At 36.0% G+C, this 20099-nt stretch carries 17 protein-coding genes, 2 pseudogenes and 1 CRISPR repeat array; of the genes and pseudogenes, 11 read left to right on the top strand and 8 right to left on the bottom strand.

Annotation, left to right across the window (positions count from 1 at the left end; translation table 11 throughout):
* A pseudogene (locus tag FFR48_RS04010) lies at positions 1 to 807 on the bottom strand (AAA family ATPase); the annotation flags it as partial.
* Positions 808 to 972: 165 nt separating this feature from the next.
* Here FFR48_RS04010 and FFR48_RS04005 point away from each other — a divergent pair.
* Positions 973 to 1161, top strand: coding sequence for a hypothetical protein (locus tag FFR48_RS04005; RefSeq protein WP_236103982.1), 189 nt, complete (start codon positions 973 to 975; stop codon positions 1159 to 1161).
* A gap of 497 nt (positions 1162 to 1658) precedes the next feature.
* On the opposite strand, the gene FFR48_RS03995 is transcribed toward FFR48_RS04005, so the two are convergent.
* The 4 genes from FFR48_RS03995 to FFR48_RS03980 all read right to left on the bottom strand — a co-directional run bounded on the left by FFR48_RS03995 (position 1659) and on the right by FFR48_RS03980 (position 4349).
* Positions 1659 to 2465 carry a NifU family protein gene (locus FFR48_RS03995; RefSeq protein WP_096570887.1) on the bottom strand — a complete coding sequence of 269 codons (807 nt, stop codon included), beginning with the start codon at positions 2463 to 2465 and terminating at the stop codon, positions 1659 to 1661.
* 97 nt (positions 2466 to 2562) lie between these two features.
* On the bottom strand, positions 2563 to 2787 hold the full coding sequence (locus tag FFR48_RS03990) for a hypothetical protein (RefSeq protein ID WP_096570885.1): 225 nt from the start codon (positions 2785 to 2787) through the stop codon (positions 2563 to 2565).
* Between the two features lie 44 nt (positions 2788 to 2831).
* Complete coding sequence (locus tag FFR48_RS03985; protein ID WP_096570883.1) at positions 2832 to 3092, bottom strand: asr0689 family protein; 261 nt, start codon at positions 3090 to 3092, stop codon at positions 2832 to 2834.
* A gap of 276 nt (positions 3093 to 3368) precedes the next feature.
* Positions 3369 to 4349, bottom strand: coding sequence for a hypothetical protein (locus FFR48_RS03980; protein WP_137666455.1), 981 nt, complete (start codon positions 4347 to 4349; stop codon positions 3369 to 3371).
* Between the two features lie 610 nt (positions 4350 to 4959).
* Here FFR48_RS03980 and FFR48_RS03975 point away from each other — a divergent pair.
* The 10 genes and pseudogenes from FFR48_RS03975 (at position 4960) to hypB (ending at position 14862) form a co-directional block, all read left to right on the top strand.
* Positions 4960 to 5922 (top strand): hydrogenase small subunit, encoded by a 963-nt coding sequence (locus FFR48_RS03975; RefSeq protein WP_096570878.1) that lies wholly within the window; start codon positions 4960 to 4962, stop codon positions 5920 to 5922.
* A gap of 105 nt (positions 5923 to 6027) precedes the next feature.
* A pseudogene (locus FFR48_RS03970) lies at positions 6028 to 6537 on the top strand (nickel-dependent hydrogenase large subunit); the annotation flags it as partial.
* Positions 6538 to 6982: 445 nt separating this feature from the next.
* A complete protein-coding gene (locus FFR48_RS03965; protein ID WP_137666454.1) occupies positions 6983 to 8122 on the top strand; it encodes an NHL repeat-containing protein in 1140 nt (379 codons plus the stop codon).
* Between the two features lie 37 nt (positions 8123 to 8159).
* Complete coding sequence (hypF, locus tag FFR48_RS03960) at positions 8160 to 10502, top strand: carbamoyltransferase HypF (protein ID WP_137666453.1); 2343 nt, start codon at positions 8160 to 8162, stop codon at positions 10500 to 10502.
* Between the two features lie 136 nt (positions 10503 to 10638).
* The gene (locus FFR48_RS03955) at positions 10639 to 10887 is read left to right on the top strand and encodes a HypC/HybG/HupF family hydrogenase formation chaperone (RefSeq protein WP_096570872.1); all 249 of its coding nucleotides are present in this window, start codon (positions 10639 to 10641) and stop codon (positions 10885 to 10887) included.
* Between the two features lie 51 nt (positions 10888 to 10938).
* Positions 10939 to 12090 carry a hydrogenase formation protein HypD gene (gene hypD / locus FFR48_RS03950; protein WP_137666452.1) on the top strand — a complete coding sequence of 384 codons (1152 nt, stop codon included), beginning with the start codon at positions 10939 to 10941 and terminating at the stop codon, positions 12088 to 12090.
* 105 nt (positions 12091 to 12195) lie between these two features.
* Positions 12196 to 12411, top strand: coding sequence for a tautomerase family protein (locus FFR48_RS03945; protein ID WP_096570868.1), 216 nt, complete (start codon positions 12196 to 12198; stop codon positions 12409 to 12411).
* 130 nt (positions 12412 to 12541) lie between these two features.
* Positions 12542 to 13645 carry a hydrogenase expression/formation protein HypE gene (gene hypE / locus FFR48_RS03940; RefSeq protein WP_137666451.1) on the top strand — a complete coding sequence of 368 codons (1104 nt, stop codon included), beginning with the start codon at positions 12542 to 12544 and terminating at the stop codon, positions 13643 to 13645.
* A gap of 39 nt (positions 13646 to 13684) precedes the next feature.
* On the top strand, positions 13685 to 14026 hold the full coding sequence (gene hypA / locus FFR48_RS03935; protein ID WP_096570864.1) for a hydrogenase maturation nickel metallochaperone HypA: 342 nt from the start codon (positions 13685 to 13687) through the stop codon (positions 14024 to 14026).
* Positions 14017 to 14862: a hydrogenase nickel incorporation protein HypB gene (gene hypB / locus FFR48_RS03930; protein WP_137666450.1), complete on the top strand. Its 846-nt coding sequence runs from the start codon at positions 14017 to 14019 to the stop codon at positions 14860 to 14862. Before hypA ends, hypB begins: the two co-directional genes overlap by 10 nt.
* A gap of 49 nt (positions 14863 to 14911) precedes the next feature.
* Positions 14912 to 16489: a CRISPR direct-repeat array (repeat unit 37 nt; unit sequence GTTTCAATCCTCAATTACCTTAATTAGTAATTGTCAC).
* A gap of 228 nt (positions 16490 to 16717) precedes the next feature.
* Here the strand turns inward: hypB and cas7c are convergent.
* From cas7c to cas5c, 3 genes are all read right to left on the bottom strand, one after another.
* Positions 16718 to 17596, bottom strand: coding sequence for a type I-C CRISPR-associated protein Cas7/Csd2 (cas7c, locus tag FFR48_RS03925; protein WP_137666449.1), 879 nt, complete (start codon positions 17594 to 17596; stop codon positions 16718 to 16720).
* Between the two features lie 184 nt (positions 17597 to 17780).
* A complete protein-coding gene (locus FFR48_RS03920) occupies positions 17781 to 19448 on the bottom strand; it encodes a type I-C CRISPR-associated protein Cas8c/Csd1 (protein WP_137666448.1) in 1668 nt (555 codons plus the stop codon).
* A complete protein-coding gene (cas5c, locus tag FFR48_RS03915; RefSeq protein WP_137666447.1) occupies positions 19433 to 20098 on the bottom strand; it encodes a type I-C CRISPR-associated protein Cas5c in 666 nt (221 codons plus the stop codon). Before cas5c ends, FFR48_RS03920 begins: the two co-directional genes overlap by 16 nt.
* Position 20099 lies beyond the last annotated feature (1 nt).

The following is a 20099-nucleotide window of genomic DNA, read 5'->3' as shown; positions in this document are numbered from 1 at the left end:
TAACTCGTTTTTCTCTTAATCGTTCAGCTAAACTATCTAAATGAGTATCTTGACGATTAATTAATATTTCCTTGGCTGTTAAAATATGTTCTTTTGTAATAGTAATATTTCTATCTTTTACCATTTTTTCTACAATTTCTTTAGCTAAAGCATTCACCAACCAAGGTTGTCCTTGTGTTAAATCATAAGCTATTTCTATTGCTTCTGGTGTGAAAATTTGCCCAGTTGCTTCTGTATGTTGTTGATATAATTCTCCTACTTCTGTAAGATTAAAATTTCGCATAGTCAGAGAAGCAACTTTAATATTAAAAGGACTAGATGTATTTAATCTGTCACTACCTCCCGATGCTACTTTATAATCTCGCACATCTCGTAAACCAATTAAACCTACTGATGACGGAAAATTTTCTGGACGGTTAGGAAAACCATCTCTTAATTGTCGTAAAATAGAAATTAATGTTTGATCTTGTAAAGAATCAATTTCATCTATCAATAATACTAAAGGGCGGTTTAAAGATGTTGCCCAAGCTGATAAAAAAGCCTTAATTCTGCGGTGGTAGGATCATGATTAAATGTACTGCCTACTTCTACAGATACCATGACTGCGGCATAATTTCCAGTGTCGGTAAGTTGTTTTGCTAGGGATAACATGGCGGTGGTTTTCCCTGTTTGTCGTGGTGCATGAAGGACAAAATAACTTTCTTGTTCAATTAAAGTTGATAAGTCAGGTAAACGACTGGTGGTTGAGAGTGTATAGTTTTTTTTAGGATTACAAGGAACTGCAATATTAAACCAGCGATTGATCATGATTTTGGTAATAGGTGAACTCTTTAAGTTTACACTATTTATAATTATAAATTATATTGGTATCAAGCAAGACTTTCACAGGTTATGTTTCTCCTTTAAATATTCCCATTTAGCTTAATCTGGATCAAAATTAGGGGGTGCGGGTTGGGTTTTCTCAAACCAGTTTTGCAAAGCCTTATTTATTTAGAATTTTTGGAGTTAGATTTTACTCCTACTAGTTCTGTCACCTTGGAAAATGAATTGGAAAAGGTTAAAAAAGAAGGTGATGAATCTTATGAATTGGCAGCAAATAGAAAACATCCTGATTTAGTCATTGAGGTGGTTGTTAGTAGTGGAGGAATTAATAAACATTAGGTCATGGACGAATTTTGTCAGTTGATTATCGAGATTTTAACACCTATCGCTGCAAAAATACAGAACCATTCGATAACTTATTTAATGAATTTTTATGATGTAGTGCGATGTCTACAGGGAGGGAAGCGATCGCTAGTTTTGGTTTAAGTGCGATCGCTTAAAATCCATTTTTTTGTGCTTCCTTAACTATGAATATGAAAGTCTTTTAAATTAGCCCCAGCTAAATAGACATCTCCAGAAAAGAAATTATGGAACCTATTTATGGGGGTAGGGAGAAGCATTTGGGATATCTAGATGTCTGATTTTTCCGTTAAATTATCGCCCAAATGCTTCGCCCCTACAACATATTACAAAGTATTTCTGCTAAAAACTTGATCTGGGAGAATGAAACACTCTCAGTTATGTTAGCTGGACATTTGGCTCAATCTTAAGCCCGCGCAGTCGTTGTTGATGCTCAAATCAGTTCATTCCCAACTATTTTACCTGCTTCTCAAACTTTAAACCTGGACATACACTTTATCACCTTTAACTTGCACTTGATAACTTTGTAGAGAAATATCCGGTACTGTTAAACATTTGCCTGTATTTAAATCGTATTCAAATTGATGGGATGCACAGGTGATAATACCATTTTTAACTTTACCTTTATCCAAGGGAAAACCTAAATGAGAACAGGCATTACCATAACAGTGTACCTTATTATCTTGTTTGTATAAAATCAAGTTATGATTTTCAATTCTAACTCCTAATATTTGATTTTCAGGAAGTTCATTAACATTCGTAACTCTTACCCAATAGGAATTTGTGGGAATAGTAGCAATTGTAGAATTAGGAGTATTATTAACAGCTACAATTTTGGTAATTTCTGGACAATGGTTTTTAATAGTTTGTTCTACTAACTGAGTTAAAGTCAAAGTAGAACTGGCACAATTACTACAACTACCAATTAACTTAACTTCAACTGTATCCGGTGGTTTAATAGCAACTAATTCCACATCCCCATTATGGCTTTGTAAACTAGGGCGAATTTCCGCTAATGCTGTTTTTATCCGTTCTGATAATGGCAGTTTTACCAAATTGTGATACAATAAAACCGCATAAACAATATCATCATTTACCGCATTGCTTAAAGCGGCTAAATTATCCTTTTTCAAACTTTTAATCAAGTTCGTTAAAGCTGCTTTATGTAAAGCTTCAACCGCACTTTTTAAAGCAACGGCCACACATCTTTGACTTTCATCCCAGTCAGAAATAATTGCTTCAAATCTTTGAATATCTGCTATTAATTCATTTAAATTATCCATAAAAATCTGCGTTTATCTGCGTTTATCTGCGTTCAATCATAAAACAATCCCCCAGATAAATCTGTAGGGATTGATAAGTTTTATAATTGTAACTGCATCATTTCATGCGAAAATCTTTCAGTAGAAAAGGCATCATGACACCTGTAACTAAACTAGTTACAGTAATAGGAATACAAAGGGGAATTGATAGCTGTGCTAATAAAATTAATAATAGTGTACCAATACCACTAGCGATTATTGTTTGACGCAGAAAATATAGTGGATCACGAAATAATTTACCCTTGAGAAATAATCTCAAAGAAAACCAGCCTAATTCTAACATATATCCTCCTATTAGTTACCTATTAGTTACGTATTAGTTACCTATTAGTTGCCTAACAAATTTAAAATTAATAACCCTAAAATGAGGGTGGGAATTACGCCAGCAGGGGCAAATAAACTACCAATGGTGGCTGAAAATTTGTAGCCTAAATCTTTACCGGCTAATATCATACCTCCAATTGCACCACCTACCATTGATAAAATTACGGCAATGGCTAACCAAGCTAATGCAGTGGTAAAATTGAGGTTGGTATTTAAACTATAAAGAAAATCTCTAAATTCTGGGTTGTTGATAAAATCAAACATTGTTTTTTCTCCTATTTGTTGACAAGTTAATAGTCATTTTTCAGGATTCATCAGATTCATCAGTTTGTTTGATTTGATATTGAAGCCTGATTAATGAAACCTGATTAATGAAACCTGATAAAAATACTTGCTTTTCTCCATTTTTGATGCAAGTAAATATTCTGAATCCTGACTCCTTTACGGAGCGTGCTGGCAGCATCAGCATTCGGGCAATCAAGTATCAATTTTTGTCCAAGGGTATTTTCCGAATGCTTTGCCCCTACTGACTCCTGATATTTAATTTAAGGAAACTGCTAGTATTTCTGCTTCCAAATCTTGGATTGCTTGGGCTACTATTTCCGCTTTCTCAATTTCTTGATGTGCTGTAAATATTTGCCAAGCTTCTTGATAGTAGAATTTGGCTTGTAGCAGGTTTTTAGGATTCCCTAATTCTGGTTTTTCGGGGTTGTCTGGCAAGTTAAAAAGAACGTTAGCTTTGTTAGAAATTGTGTTAGCATATTCCAAGGGTGTATCTCTAGAATTACGCACTTTTAAAGCTTCATCGTAAGCTGCAACAGCCCGCAAATTATTGTCAATGGGATGGGAACTAATTAAATATTGCAAAGCATTACCTAAATTATTTTGCAACATGGCATATTCCCTGGGATGATCAATTATGTTAATATGCTCAAGTGCTACTTCAAAAGATTGTACTGCTAACCCTTGACGTAAATATTCCCGTTCAGATGCCATGGGCATTGAAAGATAGGCGATCGCAATATTATTATATAAAATCGCATATTCTTGGGGGTATTCTTGCCAATTAAACACCCGCAAAGCCTCATGATAAGCTTGGATACTATCAGTTATCCGCGCTAAATTATAGGCAACTAAAGACTGTAAAACTAAACCCAAATTCATCTGCGCTTCTGCTACTTCTTCTGGTGTAGCAAACTGCTGTAAAATAGGTAAAGCTTCTTCGTAACTATCCTTAGCTTGTACTAATAATTGGGGATTAGAATCGGGTATTATTTGTAAAGTACCCGCCATTCCCACTTTTGCCCGTGCTTTCAGTAAAGGATAATCTTCACCACACATTTGATAAGCACGATAAAACAATCCTAACCCACTGCGTAAATCTTGGGAATTTTTCGGTTTTTTGAGAAAACCCTGCGCCATTTCTATCAGCATTTGGATTTTTTCCTCTGCTGTTGCTGACTCATCAGAAATGGCCGCCATAGCCGCTTTTACGGCAGAATCTGTAACACTAGAAGTCATAAATTGGCCATAGTAATTGAGTCATCAACTAAGCCGACTTACGCAGTTATTTAGTTTTTACAGATTCCCCTTTTAATAGCTATTAGCTATTAGCTATTAGCTATCAGTTATCAACTATCAGCAGTCAACTTTGTAAAAGTTCTTCTGACTCCTGACTCCTGATTCCTGGAAGGGTTTACCAGTGCTAAACCCCTACTAAATCATGAAAATAAAGTGTTTGTACCTATCCTTTGTTAAGATTCAAGGAAAGGGTAATAACATTAATATTTTTCACTATAAAAGATTCATTTAAGAGAAATCTAGCGTAAAATTACTAATGTTAATTTTTGTAGAGATAAATTGATCACTTGAGAATAGATTTCTGTATCATCAATCAATCAAAATCCAGTAAATCAACAAATCCTGTCAATTCTGATTCAGACAGAAATCCTATGTTAAAATAACAATAATAATCAATCAGCGAGACTCTACAAAAATCCTCAGTAGTAGAAATTCAAAAATTGATAATGTTGCTAAAATTCCTGCGTATCTCCCCATCAACACTGACGGAATAATCCCGTGAAATAATCCCGTGTATCTCTCCACATCTACAATAGAAAAATCATAGCCAATGACAAATGTACTCTGGCTGCAAGGTGGTGCTTGTTCAGGTAACACCATGTCATTTCTCAATGCCGAAGAACCTACAGCTTGTGATTTAATAGCAGACTTTGGCATTAAAATTCTTTGGCATCCTTCCCTGGGTTTAGAACTCGGTGCAAACTTACAAACCCTGCTTTGGGAATGTGTCTTAGGTAAAACTCCCCTAGATATTTTGGTATTTGAAGGCAGCGTAGTTAACGCCCCCAATGGTACAGGAGAATGGAATCGTTTTGCAGATCGTCCGATGAAAGAATGGTTAAACGAATTAGCCCAAGCTGCTAACTTTGTTGTAGCCATTGGCGACTGTGCCACTTGGGGCGGTATTCCTGCAATGTCACCCAACCCCAGCGAATCTGAGGGTTTACAATTTCTGAAACGGGACAAAGGTGGTTTTTTAGGTAAAGATTTTGTCAGCAAAGCCGGTTTACCTGTAATAAATATACCCGGATGTCCCGCCCATCCTGACTGGATAACCCAGATATTAGTCGCCATAGCTACCGGACGCATCAGCGATATTACCTTAGACGACCTACACCGTCCCCAAACCTTCTTTAACACCTTTACCCAAACTGGTTGTACTCGTAACATTCACTTTGCTTACAAAGCCACAACCGCAGAATTTGGACAACGTAAAGGCTGTCTCTTTTATGACTTAGGGTGTCGTGGTCCCATGACCCGTTCTTCCTGTAACCGCATTCTTTGGAATCGCGTATCATCCAAAACCCGCGCCGGAATGCCTTGTATTGGTTGCACAGAACCAGAATTTCCCTTCCATGATCTCAAACCAGGAACAGTATTTAAAACTCAAACAATTATGGGTGTTCCCAAAGAAATACCCCCCGGAGTCAACCAAAAAGATTACGCAGTTCTCACAGTTGTTGCTAAAGATGCAGCACCAAAATGGGCTGATGAAGACTTTTTCTTGGTTTAGGGATTAGGGACTGGGTAAGAGTTTTTCCCCATCACCAATCACTAATCACCAATCACCAATCATCAATCATCAATCACCAATCACCAATCATCAATCATCAAAATTATGCCAATTCAAACATTAGATATTGCTCCCGTTGGTAGAGTCGAAGGTGATTTAGATGTCCGTGTAGAAATCGAAGACGGATATGTTACAAATGCCTGGACTCATGCAGAACTTTTTCGCGGTTTTGAAATAATTTTACGCGGAAAAGACCCCCAAGCCGGTTTAATTGTCACCCCTAGAATTTGCGGAATTTGTGGCGGTTCTCATTTAAGTTCAGCTTCTTGGGCATTAGATACCGCTTGGGGAACAGAAGTTCCTAGAAATGCAATTTTGGCGAGAAATTTAGGTCAAATTGTGGAAACAATCCAAAGTATTCCTCGCTATTTTTATGGATTGTTTGCCATTGATTTAACCAATAAAAATTATCGCCGCAGTCATTTTTATGATGAAGCTTGTCGTCGCTTTGCCGCTTTTACAGGTAAATCTTATGAGATTGGGGTAACAATTTCTGCTAAACCTGTAGAAATCTACGCCTTATTAGGTGGACAATGGCCGCACAGCAGTTATATGGAGATAAATTAGGAAATTGCTGATATAGCAAGCATTTTTCAGGATAGGTCTGATTATTCCCTATTTTTTCCTTAATTTAACCGATAAACCCACCCCATATATACAATAAGTTCATTTATTTTTACCTACTAGAAGTCATTTGGGGTTCTCAGACGTTACCTAATTTTTCCCTAACCTTATTAGGGGCGAAGCATTCGGGTGATAAACTATCGCTGAAACCAGTTCATATTCTGTCCGAATGCTTCACCCTGACGATTAATGAATTAGTGTTCTAGATTAGCGAGCATAACTATAGTAATGGGATAAACCCAAAACGGGTTTTTACACTCAAACAACAACAGCAGACTAAATTGCCATTAAAACTACATCTTAGTATCATCAAATATTCTTAAATAAATAAACCCCAAAACTTCTCCTTCTCTTTGCGCCTCTGCGTGAAATAATAATGAACCCAATACCCCTCACTTCCCAAGCTGCAAAAATCATCTTAGGAAACCCTAACAAACCCGAACAAATAACCATACCCCTTGCACCCACACCCTCAACAATGTTCGGACCCCGTGCAGCTTGTTTACTATCACCAAGTGGACCATTATGGGTGTCGGATACAGGACATCATCGGGTATTAGGATGGCGAAATTTACCGATGGAAGATAACCAATCGGCAGATTTAATTATCGGACAACCGGACTTTTGTAGTGAAGGACAAAACGCCAAAGGTACACCAGGAAAAAATACATTTAGTGTTCCTACAGGTATTTGTAAATATGGTAATGGTTTAGCTGTTGCTGATGCTTGGAATCATCGGATTTTAATTTGGTATAATCTTCCAGAGGAAAATAATCAACCCGCAGATTTAGTATTAGGACAAAGTAATTTTATTGATAATGAACCTAACAGGGGCAGTCAACAACCAGCAGCTAATACCTTACATTGGCCTTATGGGATTTTATGTTATAAAAATCAATTATTTGTTGCTGATACTGGAAATAGAAGATTATTAATTTGGCATAGTTTACCTACAGAAAATGGACAACCTGCGGATATAGTTTTGGGACAACCAAACATGATTTCTCGTAATGAAAACGGGGGTGGTTCTCCCACTGCTGCTAGTATGCGTTGGTGTCATGATATCACGATTTGGAATGGTAATTTGGTGGTGACAGATGCGGGTAATAATCGGGTGATGATTTGGGAAGGAATACCCACAGAAAATAATAGTTCTTGTGCGGTGGTTTTGGGTCAGAAAAATTTTAATTTTGTGGAATTAAATCAAGGTGTTTATTTTCCTAGTCGTAGTAGTTTAAGTATGCCATACGGTATAGATATTTGGGAAGATTGGTTAATAGTTGCTGATACTGCTAATTCTCGTTTGTTAGGATGGAAGAAAAGGGAAAATATTTTTTTGTTACAGGGTGCAGATGCTGATGGAATATTGGGACAGGATAGTTTTACAAGTAAGAGTGAAAATAAGGATTTTGGTTTACCAACTAGGGAAAGTTTAAATTGGTGTTACGGAATTAAGGTTTGTGGGGAAAATATGGTAGTTTCTGACTCTGGGAATAATCGGGTTTTGATTTTTTAATTTTATTAATCTCACGCAAAGACGCAAAGGCGCAAAGATGATAAGAGAAGAAATTAGGGTTAAGGGTACTGTTCAAGGTGTGGGTTTTCGTCCTACTGTTTATCGGTTGGCGAAATTTTGTGGTTTGAAGGGTGATGTTTGTAATGATGGGGAAGGGGTTTTAATTCGGGTTGCTGGTAGTGAGGAGAAAATTACTGAGTTTGTAGATAAATTATATCACGAATGTCCGCCCTTGGCTAAAATTAATAAGTTAATTAGAAGTCCATATTTGGGTAATTTTGATTTTGATGATTTTGTGATTTCTCACAGTGTGAATACTGTGGTGAAAACTGAAATTTCCCCTGATGCAGCAACTTGTTCTCAATGTCAAAAGGAAATTTTTGACCCTTTTAGTCGTTATTTTCGTTATCCTTTTACAAATTGTACTCATTGCGGTCCGAGGTTAACTATTATTCGGGCTATTCCTTATGATAGAAATCATACGAGTATGGTTAAGTTTCCGATGTGTGGAGACTGTAACACAGAATATGAAGATGTGGAAAATAGGCGTTTTCATGCCCAACCTGTGGCGTGTTTTAAGTGTGGTCCAAGTGCTTGGTTAGAACGTGCTGATGGTCAACCTGTCATCGCTGATATGTTCTCGATGTTGGATGATGTGGATGCGGTTTGTACTTTATTACAAAAGGGGGAAATTGTCGCTATTAAGGGTTTAGGGGGTTTTCATTTAGCTTGTGATGCAACTCAAGAAACGGCTGTTAAAAAGTTAAGGGAACGGAAAAGACGTTATCATAAACCTTTTGCTTTGATGGCTAGGGATATCAATATTATATCTGAATATTGTTATGTTTCTGACTTAGAAAAAACTTTATTAACCAGTCCTGCTGCACCTATTGTTTTATTAAATATTAAACCTGAAAAACAGGTAGCTATATCAGTTGCACAAGGACAAAATACTTTGGGTTTTATGTTACCTTATACGCCTTTACATCATTTAATTCTCAGAAGAATGAACCGCCCTATAGTTTTGACTAGCGGTAATATTTCTGATGAACCACAATGTATAAATAATGAAGATGCTAAAGAGAAGTTAGGGAAAATAGCAGATTATTTTTTATTACATAACCGGGATATTGTTAACCGGGTTGATGATTCAGTTGTGAGGGTTATTGATGATAAAATACAAACTCTCAGACGTGCGCGGGGATATGCACCAGCACCAATTATTTTACCATTTGGTTTTGAGAAAGTAGCACCTATTTTAGCAATGGGTAGCGAGTTAAAAAATACCTTTTGTTTATTAAGAGAAGGTGAGGCGATTTTATCCCAACATTTAGGAGATTTAGAAAACGCTGCTGCTTTTAATGCTTATCAAGAAACATTGAATTTATATCTGAATTTATTTGAACATAAACCAGAAATAATTGCTATTGATAAACATCCAGAATATTTATCATCTAAACTGGGAAAAGAATTAGCATCAAGTAACGAAATTAAATTAATAGAAATTCAACATCATCACGCCCATATAGCAGCTTGCATGGTAGAAAATAAAATACCATTGGATGCAAAACCAATCTTAGGAATAGCCTTTGATGGGTTAGGATATGGGGAAGATGGTACTTTATGGGGAGGGGACTTTTTATTAGCTGACTATCGGAAATTTCAGAGAGTAGCAACTTTTAAACCTGTAGCCATGATAGGAGGAGAACAGGCAATTTATCAACCTTGGCGAAATACATACGCCCATTTAAATAGTGCATTTAATTGGGAAGAAATTAAACAACAATATGCTGATTTAGAAATTATCAAATTTATAGAACAAAAACCATTAAAATTACTGAACCAAATGATAGAAAAAGATATTAACACACCCTTAGCATCATCAGTTGGGCGGTTATTTGATGCAGTAGCAGCAGCTATAGGTATTTGTCGCGAAGAATGCAGCTATGAAGGACAGGCAGCCATAGAAATGGAGGCAACAGTTAATGTTAACATATTAAACAATGATAAAGAAACTATAAATTATCCCTTTAAATTTGAAAAATTAGATAAAATTTATTATATAGACCCTGCACCGATGTGGGAAGGGATATTACAAGACATCAAGCAGCAAATTTCACCATCAGAAATAGCTGCAAAATTTCACATAAGTTTAGCTATTGTCATCACAGAAATAGTTAAACAACTAACCCAAGAACACAAAATTAATCAAGTAGCATTAACAGGAGGAGTATTTCAAAATCGCATACTTTTAGAACAAACAACCAAAAACTTAAAAAAACTACGAATAGAAGTTTTCACCCATAGGATAGTACCAGCAAACGATGGCGGTTTATCATTAGGACAAGCTGTTATAGCTGCTGCTAGATGTATGAGGTGACAGGTGACAGGTGACAGGTGACAGTTAAAAAGAGAAAAAGATAGAAATTCAATAATTTGATTTTTATCTCATTCTAAATTCAAACCTCTGCGTTCTCTGCGCCTCTGCGGTTCTTATAAAAAAGGAAAATAAAAAAATGTGTTTAGGAATACCCGGACAAATTGTAGAAATAACCAACCCAGAACATAAACTAGCAATGGTAAATGTCGGCGGAGTCAAACGTCAAATAAACATAGCTTGTATAGTCGATGAACAACACCCACCAGAAAAATGTATAGGCGACTGGGTACTTGTTCACGTTGGTTTTGCTATGAACAGAATTAACGAACAAGAAGCAGCAGAAACCCTAAAACTACTGCAAGAAATATCCCAAGCATACACCTAAAAACCCTTTTCTTCCTTTGCGTCTTTGCGTCTTTGCGTGAGAAATAAAAATATGAAATATGTAGACGAATTTCGTAACCCAGAAAAAGCCCAAGCCTTACAAAAGGAAATAGAAAAACTCAGCCGCCAAATAGACAAACATTTAAAAATCATGGAAGTATGTGGCGGACATACCCATTCTATCTTTAAATACGGCATCGAAGAAATATTACCCAATAATATTGAACTAATTCATGGACCTGGTTGTCCAGTTTGTGTGATGCCTAAAGGTAGAATAGATGATGCGATCGCCCTCTCCCAAAATCCTCACATTATCTTAACAACTTTTGGCGATGCCATGCGCGTACCCGGTTCAAAAACCAGCCTTTTACAAGCAAAAGCCCAAGGCGCAGATATCCGTATGGTTTATTCACCCTGGGATAGCTTAAAAATTGCCAAAGAAAACCCCGAAAAAGAAATAGTTTTCTTCGGTTTAGGGTTTGAAACCACCGCCCCCAGTACCGCTTTTACCGTTCTCCAAGCAGCAGCAGAAAATATTACCAACTTTAGTTTATTTTCTAATCATGTATTAGTAATTCCCGCATTAAAAGCATTATTAGAAAATCCAGATTTACAACTTGATGGTTTTGTTGGTCCAGGTCATGTAAGTATGGTCATAGGAACAGAACCCTATGAATTTATTGCCCAAAAATATCATAAACCCATCGTTGTTTCTGGCTTTGAACCATTAGACATTTTTCAATCTATTTGGATGTTATTAAAACAAATAGTAGAAAATCGCTGTGAAGTTGAAAATCAATATAATCGCTTAGTTGAAAAAGCAGGAAATAAAAACGCATTAACAGCCATGAATCAAGTTTTTACACCCCGTGAAAAATTTGCATGGCGTGGTTTAGGAGAAATACCCAATTCTGGTTTTCAAATAAGGGAAGAATACGCCCAATTTGATGCAGAAGTTAAATTTGCTATTCCTAATTTAACAGTTCCCGATCATAAAGCCTGTAAATGTGGTGACATTCTCAAAGGAGTTTTGAAACCTTGGGAATGTAAAGTATTTGGCACAGCTTGTACACCAGAAAATCCCATTGGTGCTTGTATGGTTTCTTCTGAAGGTGCTTGTGCAGCCTATTATAAATATGGCAGACTGACAACAATGGAGAAAAAAGCCAACCAGCAAAATAAAGTAGTGGCAAATGTCAGTTAAAACCTCACATAAGTTCCTGATTTATTTTAATAAATGTATTCATTTATAGAGAATATAAAAAAGAAGTCGGGGATCTTATAAGTTGTAGATTAAAGGTAAATTATTATGCCATTTGTAACTGTGCAAATTGCCAAAGGACACTCTATAGAAAAGAAGCGGAAACTAGCGCAAGCTGTCACAGATGCTTTAGTTTCGGCTTTGGGGACAAAACCGGAATGGATCACTGTTCACATTGATGAATTTGAACGGGATAACTGGGCAGTTGGTGGTGTTTTACACTCTGATAAACACGCTGGAAGACATGAAGAAACTGGGAGGTAATTTGTAGGGTGCGTTGGCGTTATCGTAACGCACCAATTCATTTTTTTCTAACCGCAAAGTACGCAAAGTACACAAAGGAAGAAAAGAAAAATTTTTAAGTTAAGAAGTTTATAAGATGAAGATGTTTAATATGGAAGTTTACAATAATCAAGAAGTTAAAAATCCGCTATTTCAAAAAATTGAACAGGTGCGCCGTCGTGCTAATAAGGTGAAAGATACTCACATTAATTTATCTCATGGTAGTGGTGGTAAGGCTATGAGAGATTTAATTAATGATGTGTTTGTTAGTAGTTTTGATAATCCGATTTTATCACAGTTGGAAGATCAAGCGAGTTTTGATTTATCTCAACTTTCTCTATTAGGAAATAGGTTAGCTTTTACTACTGATTCCTATGTGGTTGATCCGTTGTTTTTCCCTGGTTCAAATATTGGGGAGTTGGCGGTTAATGGTACTATTAATGATTTAGCTGTGAGTGGTGCGAAACCTTTATATCTTACTTGTAGTATGATTTTAGAGGAGGGTTTGGAGTTAGAAACTTTAAGAAAAGTTGTTTTTAGTATGCAAAATGCCGCCCAAAAAGCAGGGGTACAAATAGTTACGGGAGATACTAAAGTCGTCCATCGTGGTTGTGCTGATAAACTCTTTATAAATACTGCGGGTATTGGTATTATTCCTTCAGGAATTGATATTTCTCCCCGCAATATTCAACCCGGTGATGTGGTAATTATTAACGGCGAAATAGGAAATCATGGTGCTGCCATTTTAATTGCTAGGGGAGAATTAGCATTAGAAACAGATATAGAAAGTGACTGTCAACCATTACATGAATTAGTCGCCGAAATTATTAATGTTTGCCCAGGAATTAAAGCTATGCGAGATGCAACCAGAGGAGGTTTAGCCACAGTATTAAATGAATTTGCCCAAACTGCCAATGTGGGAATTAGTATTAATGAAAAAGCCATTCCTGTACGAGAAGAAGTAAATGGAATGTGTGAAATTTTAGGTTTAGATCCTTTATATTTAGCCAACGAAGGCAAATTAGTTATAATTGCACCCAAAGAAAAAGCCGAGTTAATATTATCAACAATGCAAAATCACCCAGCCGGAAAACAAGCAGCAATTATTGGTGAAATTCTCCCCCAACCCCCAGGAATAGTATTATTAAAAACAGCATTTGGTGCAGAAAGAATAGTTGATATGTTAGTAGGTGATCAACTACCCAGAATATGTTAATAGTATTCTCTTTGCGTCTTTGCGTGAGAAAATAAAACAATGCACGAACTAGGAATAACTCAAAACATCATCGCTATCGTTAGCGAAAACGCCCAAAATAAAAAAGTCCAAAGAGTTTTATTAGAAATAGGCAAACTATCCGCCATTATGCCCGATGCCATCAAATTTTGCTTTGATATTTGCGCCCAAGGTACAATAGTCGAAGGGGCAATATTAGAAATATTAGAAATACCGGGCATGGCAAGATGTCGCCAATGTGGTAATACATTTTATGTAGATAAACCCTTTGGAATTTGTGAATGTGGTAGTGTAGAATTAGATTTAATAACCGGTCAAGAATTAAACATTAAAGAAATTGAGGTAGAAGAATTATGTGTGTAACCTGCGGCTGTTCTGATGATAACAATACAACTATTACAAACATGGAAAATCAACATTCTCATACTCACACTTTACCCGATGGAACTGTAATTACCCATTCCCATGATCATGAACATCATCATCATGATCATCAACATCATCACCATGAATCACCTGCAAATGTTCACGCTAAAATTCATAATACTACTATCTCTTTAGAGCAGGAAATTTTAGGTAAAAATAATTTATTAGCTGCTCAAAATCGAGGCTGGTTTAAAGGTAGAAATATCCTGGCTTTAAATTTAATGAGTTCTCCTGGTGCTGGTAAAACTACTTTATTAACTCGTACTATTAATGATTTAAAAGAGAAGTTAAACATCAGCGTCATTGAAGGTGATCAGGAAACTACTAATGATGCAGAAAGAATTAAATCTACAGGCTGTAAAGTGGTGCAAATTAACACCGGAACAGGCTGTCATTTAGATGCTTCGATGATAGAAAAGGGTTTACAGGAACTTAACCCCCCATTAAATTCTGTGGTGATGATTGAAAATGTGGGTAATTTAGTTTGTCCGGCTTTATTTGATTTAGGTGAACAGGCTAAGGTTGTAATTTTGTCGGTGACGGAAGGAGAGGATAAACCAATTAAATACCCTCATATTTTCCGCGCTAGTGACATTATGATTATTACAAAAATTGATTTGTTACCCTATTTGCAGTTTGATGTAGAAAAATGTATTGAATATGCAAAACAGGTAAACCCAAAAATACAAATTTTTCAGGTTTCTGCTACTACTGGTGTGGGTTTAGATGAGTGGTATGGGTTTTTGTCATGTCAATCTGCAATTACTGTGTAGTTTCTTATTGTGAAAATCATTATCTTTTAGTTTAGTTTCAATCCTCAATGTTTCAATCCTCAATTACCTTAATTAGTAATTGTCACTACTAGTTAACCATTGTGTACTTGTGCATAGTATTTTTGTTTCAATCCTCAATTACCTTAATTAGTAATTGTCACTTCTGTTTGTAACTTATTAGGGATATTAGAACGGGTTTCAATCCTCAATTACCTTAATTAGTAATTGTCACGTAAGTATCGTGCTTACTAAGTATATGGCAGATGGTTTCAATCCTCAATTACCTTAATTAGTAATTGTCTCCAATGTTGTCTTTGTTAAAGTCCATCCAGTCTTGTTTCAATCCTCAATTACCTTAATTAGTAATTGTCACTATGGCGCTAGGTTTTGGGCTTATGTATCTGTTGTTTCAATCCTCAATTACCTTAATTAGTAATTGTCACTTTGTCAATACAAAATATAAGTAAGTTTTATATATGTTTCAATCCTCAATTACCTTAATTAGTAATTGTCACACCAACAACCAAGAAAAAGCTATTCATTCTCAATTCAGTTTCAATCCTCAATTACCTTAATTAGTAATTGTCACCTGGGTATTTTCGTTTCTACTTATACAAAACTTGTTTCAATCCTCAATTACCTTAATTAGTAATTGTCACGATGCAAACCAAGTACAGAAGCGAATTGAAGAAAGTGTTTCAATCCTCAATTACCTTAATTAGTAATTGTCACCTCTTTCTGAGGTTGTTTCACCTCCCAAGAGTTTACGTTTCAATCCTCAATTACCTTAATTAGTAATTGTCACGTTGTAATCACACAATGTAATGTCAATCTTTCTCTATCAAAGTTTCAATCCTCAATTACCTTAATTAGTAATTGTCACCTGCTACAGAGCCAACCGCTTTCTATCTGATTAAGGTTTCAATCCTCAATTACCTTAATTAGTAATTGTCACCTCAACGAATTATTAATCAATTGATTGCTAAATATTGGGTTTCAATCCTCAATTACCTTAATTAGTAATTGTCACCTCAGTATATTTCTTGGAAATTTTATTCACAGTATTTAGACAAGGTTTCAATCCTCAATTACCTTAATTAGTAATTGTCACTTTAGATTCTGCAAGTCGTGTATGGTACGTCGGGATATCAACGTTTCAATCCTCAATTACCTTAATTAGTAATTGTCACCACTGATAAAGAGGGCAGTGCTAAAGAAATGAAAAAAGTGTTTCAATCCTCAATTACCTTAATTAGTAATTGTCACTCAGAATTAGTAGGACATCCCCAGATAGTAAAAGTTTCAATCCTCAATTACCTTAATTAGTAATTGTCACGATTCCTCAATTTGTTCTAGCCATTTATCGCGAATGTTTCAATCCTCAATTACCTTAATTAGTAATTGTCACATCGGCAAAATGTCCTTATTCTAAAGTGTTATGTGTTTCAATCCTCAATTACCTTAATTAGTAATTGTCACCTTGAAATGTTTTAGCTATTGTATCTAAATCATGTTAAAATGTTTAAATCCTCAATTACCTTAATTAGTAATTGTCACAAGGATCAAGAGCAGTCAGAATTAAAATATTAAGTTTCAATCCTCAATTACCTTAATTAGTAATTGTCACTGCCGATCGCGCAAACCCTTAGAAATAGGACATTTCCACAACGATTTGCGCGGATGCCAAAATAATACCCGATTCCAGAGAATAGCACAAGAGCGAAAAACGCCGAAACCCTTACAGCGTAAGGTGCGCGGGTGGTTGAGAACACCCAACGGATAAAAACTAGACAGTGTAAGAGTTTCCAGCTTAGTCATAATCACTCCGACTTAACACCCACCCATCCGCGCATTTTCAAGCCAACTTTGTCAAAGTCACACCATCAGGTAACACCTCATCCAAGTCAACCTGATAATCAGCAAAACTGCGGGGTACATCAACATTAGACTTAATTTGCAGTTTATCAAATAACTCATGAACGGGAGCATTACCATATTTACTGGCATGAGTAAAAACATACAAACCACGACAAGCCATAAAACCCCGTGCTGAAGAACGATCAAACTCCCAAGCATTAATCAAAGCTTGCCAAAATAAAGCTAAATCCCGTTCATTCACACAACCAGATTTTTCCGCCAAATGGGGATTATAAAAAACATAAGACCTATATAAACCATAGGGTAAAACCTCTTTTCTGCCCATAGTTTTATTATCTTTTTTTACACCATCTTTTTTTTCTTTTTCTTCTGTTGCAGCACAACGAGTAATACTCACAGATTGGGGAAAAACCGGATCAATACTACGAGAAAAACTAATTTGCACGGGTCCCCAAACCTGGCCAGCTTTTAAACCAGTAGAAAGTACCGCCCCAAACATTCTTAAATCATAATAATTCTGCTGCATCCACTTAGCAACCTTTAATTGATCTTCTGGTGTTCCTTCTTTTTGTGGTAAATCTACAGCAGTATAAGCGCGACTGATTTTTTCATTTAATACGCTTCCTTCTTCCACAAATATTTTATATCTTTCTGGTGTTGTTTCATCCTTACCAAGCATCTCTACATAGTTTCTTACCTTGCGTTTTAAACAGGCATCTGTCACTAAACCTTGATTAGTTTGAGGGTCAATTCTTGGTTGATTTCCGGCATCGGGATCACCATTGGGATTACCATCCAAACAATCAAATAATAAAATTGCATCGTGTTTTTTAGTAGGGTCTAAATGTGCAGTCATGATTTTTTTCCTTGTGATTTGTTGATAGTTTGAAGACCTAACCCCTAGCTTCTTCCCTACGAGGGAAGGGGGACAAGAATTAGATAAAAACTGGTTTTGAAAGCCTTTCTTTTAGTAGGAGAGCGGTTTGAAGAGAGGTTAACATTGAAAATTATTTGTTGGGTTTCACTTCGTTCAACCCAACCTACTCAGATTTTTCCTTACTTTTAAAAAACTCGGCTCTTTTTTGCCACCAACCTTGAAAAAACAAAGCCTGAGATTTTAAATCTAGCACTTCTGGCAATATGGAAATATCAAAGTTTTCAAATTCTTCAGCTAGTAACTTTTTGATGTATTTACTATTATCACTTTCTATATGATAATGAGTACAACCATGACAAAGCCGAGCAAAAACTTGAGTCGGTGTAGAAGATAAAGTCTTTAAACTACGCATAACATTAGTATTATCTTCACTCATATTTTGAGCTTTAACTTGTGATTGGTGCATTAAAAATGCAATTCTGCCTAAAGTGTAAGCAGTATCAAATTTTGGATCGCCTGTGGGATATTTCATATTGTTTGTGGCTAAATAAAGTAATAAACCTTGCAGTCTGGGAAAATATCTAGATTGTTTAGATTTAGATGGAAAGTCATGAAACACCTTTTCACTACATATCCTATCAATGATTCTGTAAGCATATTCATCCGGTAATGCTTCACCTAAAAAAGCGGCTTTAATTAATGCTGTTGCTATTCTGTCTGTATGTTCTTTACTAGGATTAAAAAAAGCACTATTACATAACATCCACATAGGACTAGGTGACAAATCATTAACTTGCTGACATTGGATAAATTGCCCAATAGAATCTTTGATTTTGTGGGTAGTAACTTCACTCCAACCACTAACGGAAATTCTCCCTTTATTACCTTTGAGAATGGCTAAATAAAATTTACTAGATTTAATATCCTCCAAATTAAATTTTTTCGGACTATGGGGACTAGCAAAGATAGATTCAAAAGCTGGATTTTCCCATATTTCGGGATTAATACCTTCCCCGTCTTCTTCTCCCCAATAAACAAAAACCTGCTCTCCTAATTTATAACGATTTGTGTCACTATTAAGTAAAAAATCTAATGCCTTATGATATCTCACAGCACTTTTAAAACCTATGGGAGCGTTAATATTTCTATACCATCCGTGAGACTTATAAGCATCTTCTTGAAAACTACTAATAGCAGCACCAGAAGTAGCAGCACCAGGAACACCTTTAACCATAATGGGCATTTTTTGCTTCATAATTAGAGTCTGTTCACCTGTTAATAAACAAACACCATTAACGGTATCTTGTTTACTGGCATAATAGTTAACCCACCATTTTTGAACTATGGGAATTTTGGTGATTTGTTTACCTTCAAATAGAAACACAAATCTATCCCGATACCAATCTGTATTAGCTGCTGTATTAGCTGCTGGTGGATAAATTTCTGTTAACTCTTTGGTGATTTGTTCTACAGTTGTATTTGTGACAAAATCATAAACTGCCTTTACTGCTTCGTGGTTAGTTTCTTGTAAACATCTTTCCAGAAGTTGTAAATACATTTGATGCCGTTTTCCACCTCGATCACCAGCACCAAAAACATATTCTCCCCCATCATCAATTAATAATGGTTCATCACCATTACGCCGCAAATCTGGTACTAATATTTTTCTGCCAAATTTCGGTTTACCTTTGGTTGCTGCTGTTTCTAAAACTTGAAAACTACCTAAAGGTAAATTAATTTGCCAATGACACAGACATTCACTAAATCCTATGGATGTGAGTTGATTATCCTGTTCTAAAGCAATTCCTAATTGATTTAATTCTTGCAACATAACCGCCCATCTCGCATTATAAAGTGAGCAAATTCTGTAACTACATTTCCTTTGACAAAACCTTGAGCAGTACGCCAAGAAACTGTACCTTTTTGATCAGGTATAAAGTGCATTTTTTTAGGCATTAAACCTAAATCTATTTCCCCTTTTAACTCTGGTGCTGCTTGATCTTCTTCTGAAGGAACACAAAAATGGGCTATATATTCTCGACAGCCAAAATAGGGTTGTTTAAAACATTGCCCTTTTTCAATTCTCCGCTTTATTTGTGCTGCATATTTATTAGATAAATCTTCCTCTGTTTGTAAATCAAAATTAAAATCCACGATATAGGCCACATCATGCAATATGACATGATTTCTCTGAGCGCGATCGCCCACAGCAGTGTAACTCCCTATACCATCATTTCTCATCCAATCTTTAGCATTTTTATAGTTTTGTTTGGACTGCACCATGTTACGCTGGATGGTAAATGTATTAATTGGCTTTAGTACCGTGATGTGATTAATCTTGTATTTAATCTCTGGTTTCCAGAAAATAGACTCTAATACACCTACAGCCGCAGTAAAGGGAATTACCCTGTAACTGTGCGGTTCAGCTTTAAACTCCGGCCTTGTGAATAATGCCCATTCACCCCATAACTTTAACTGCATA

Source organism: Sphaerospermopsis reniformis, from assembly GCF_005402885.1.
GTDB classification, from domain to species: Bacteria; Cyanobacteriota; Cyanobacteriia; order Cyanobacteriales; family Nostocaceae; genus Sphaerospermopsis; species Sphaerospermopsis kisseleviana.
This window is presented reverse-complemented; position numbering and strand designations above follow the sequence as displayed.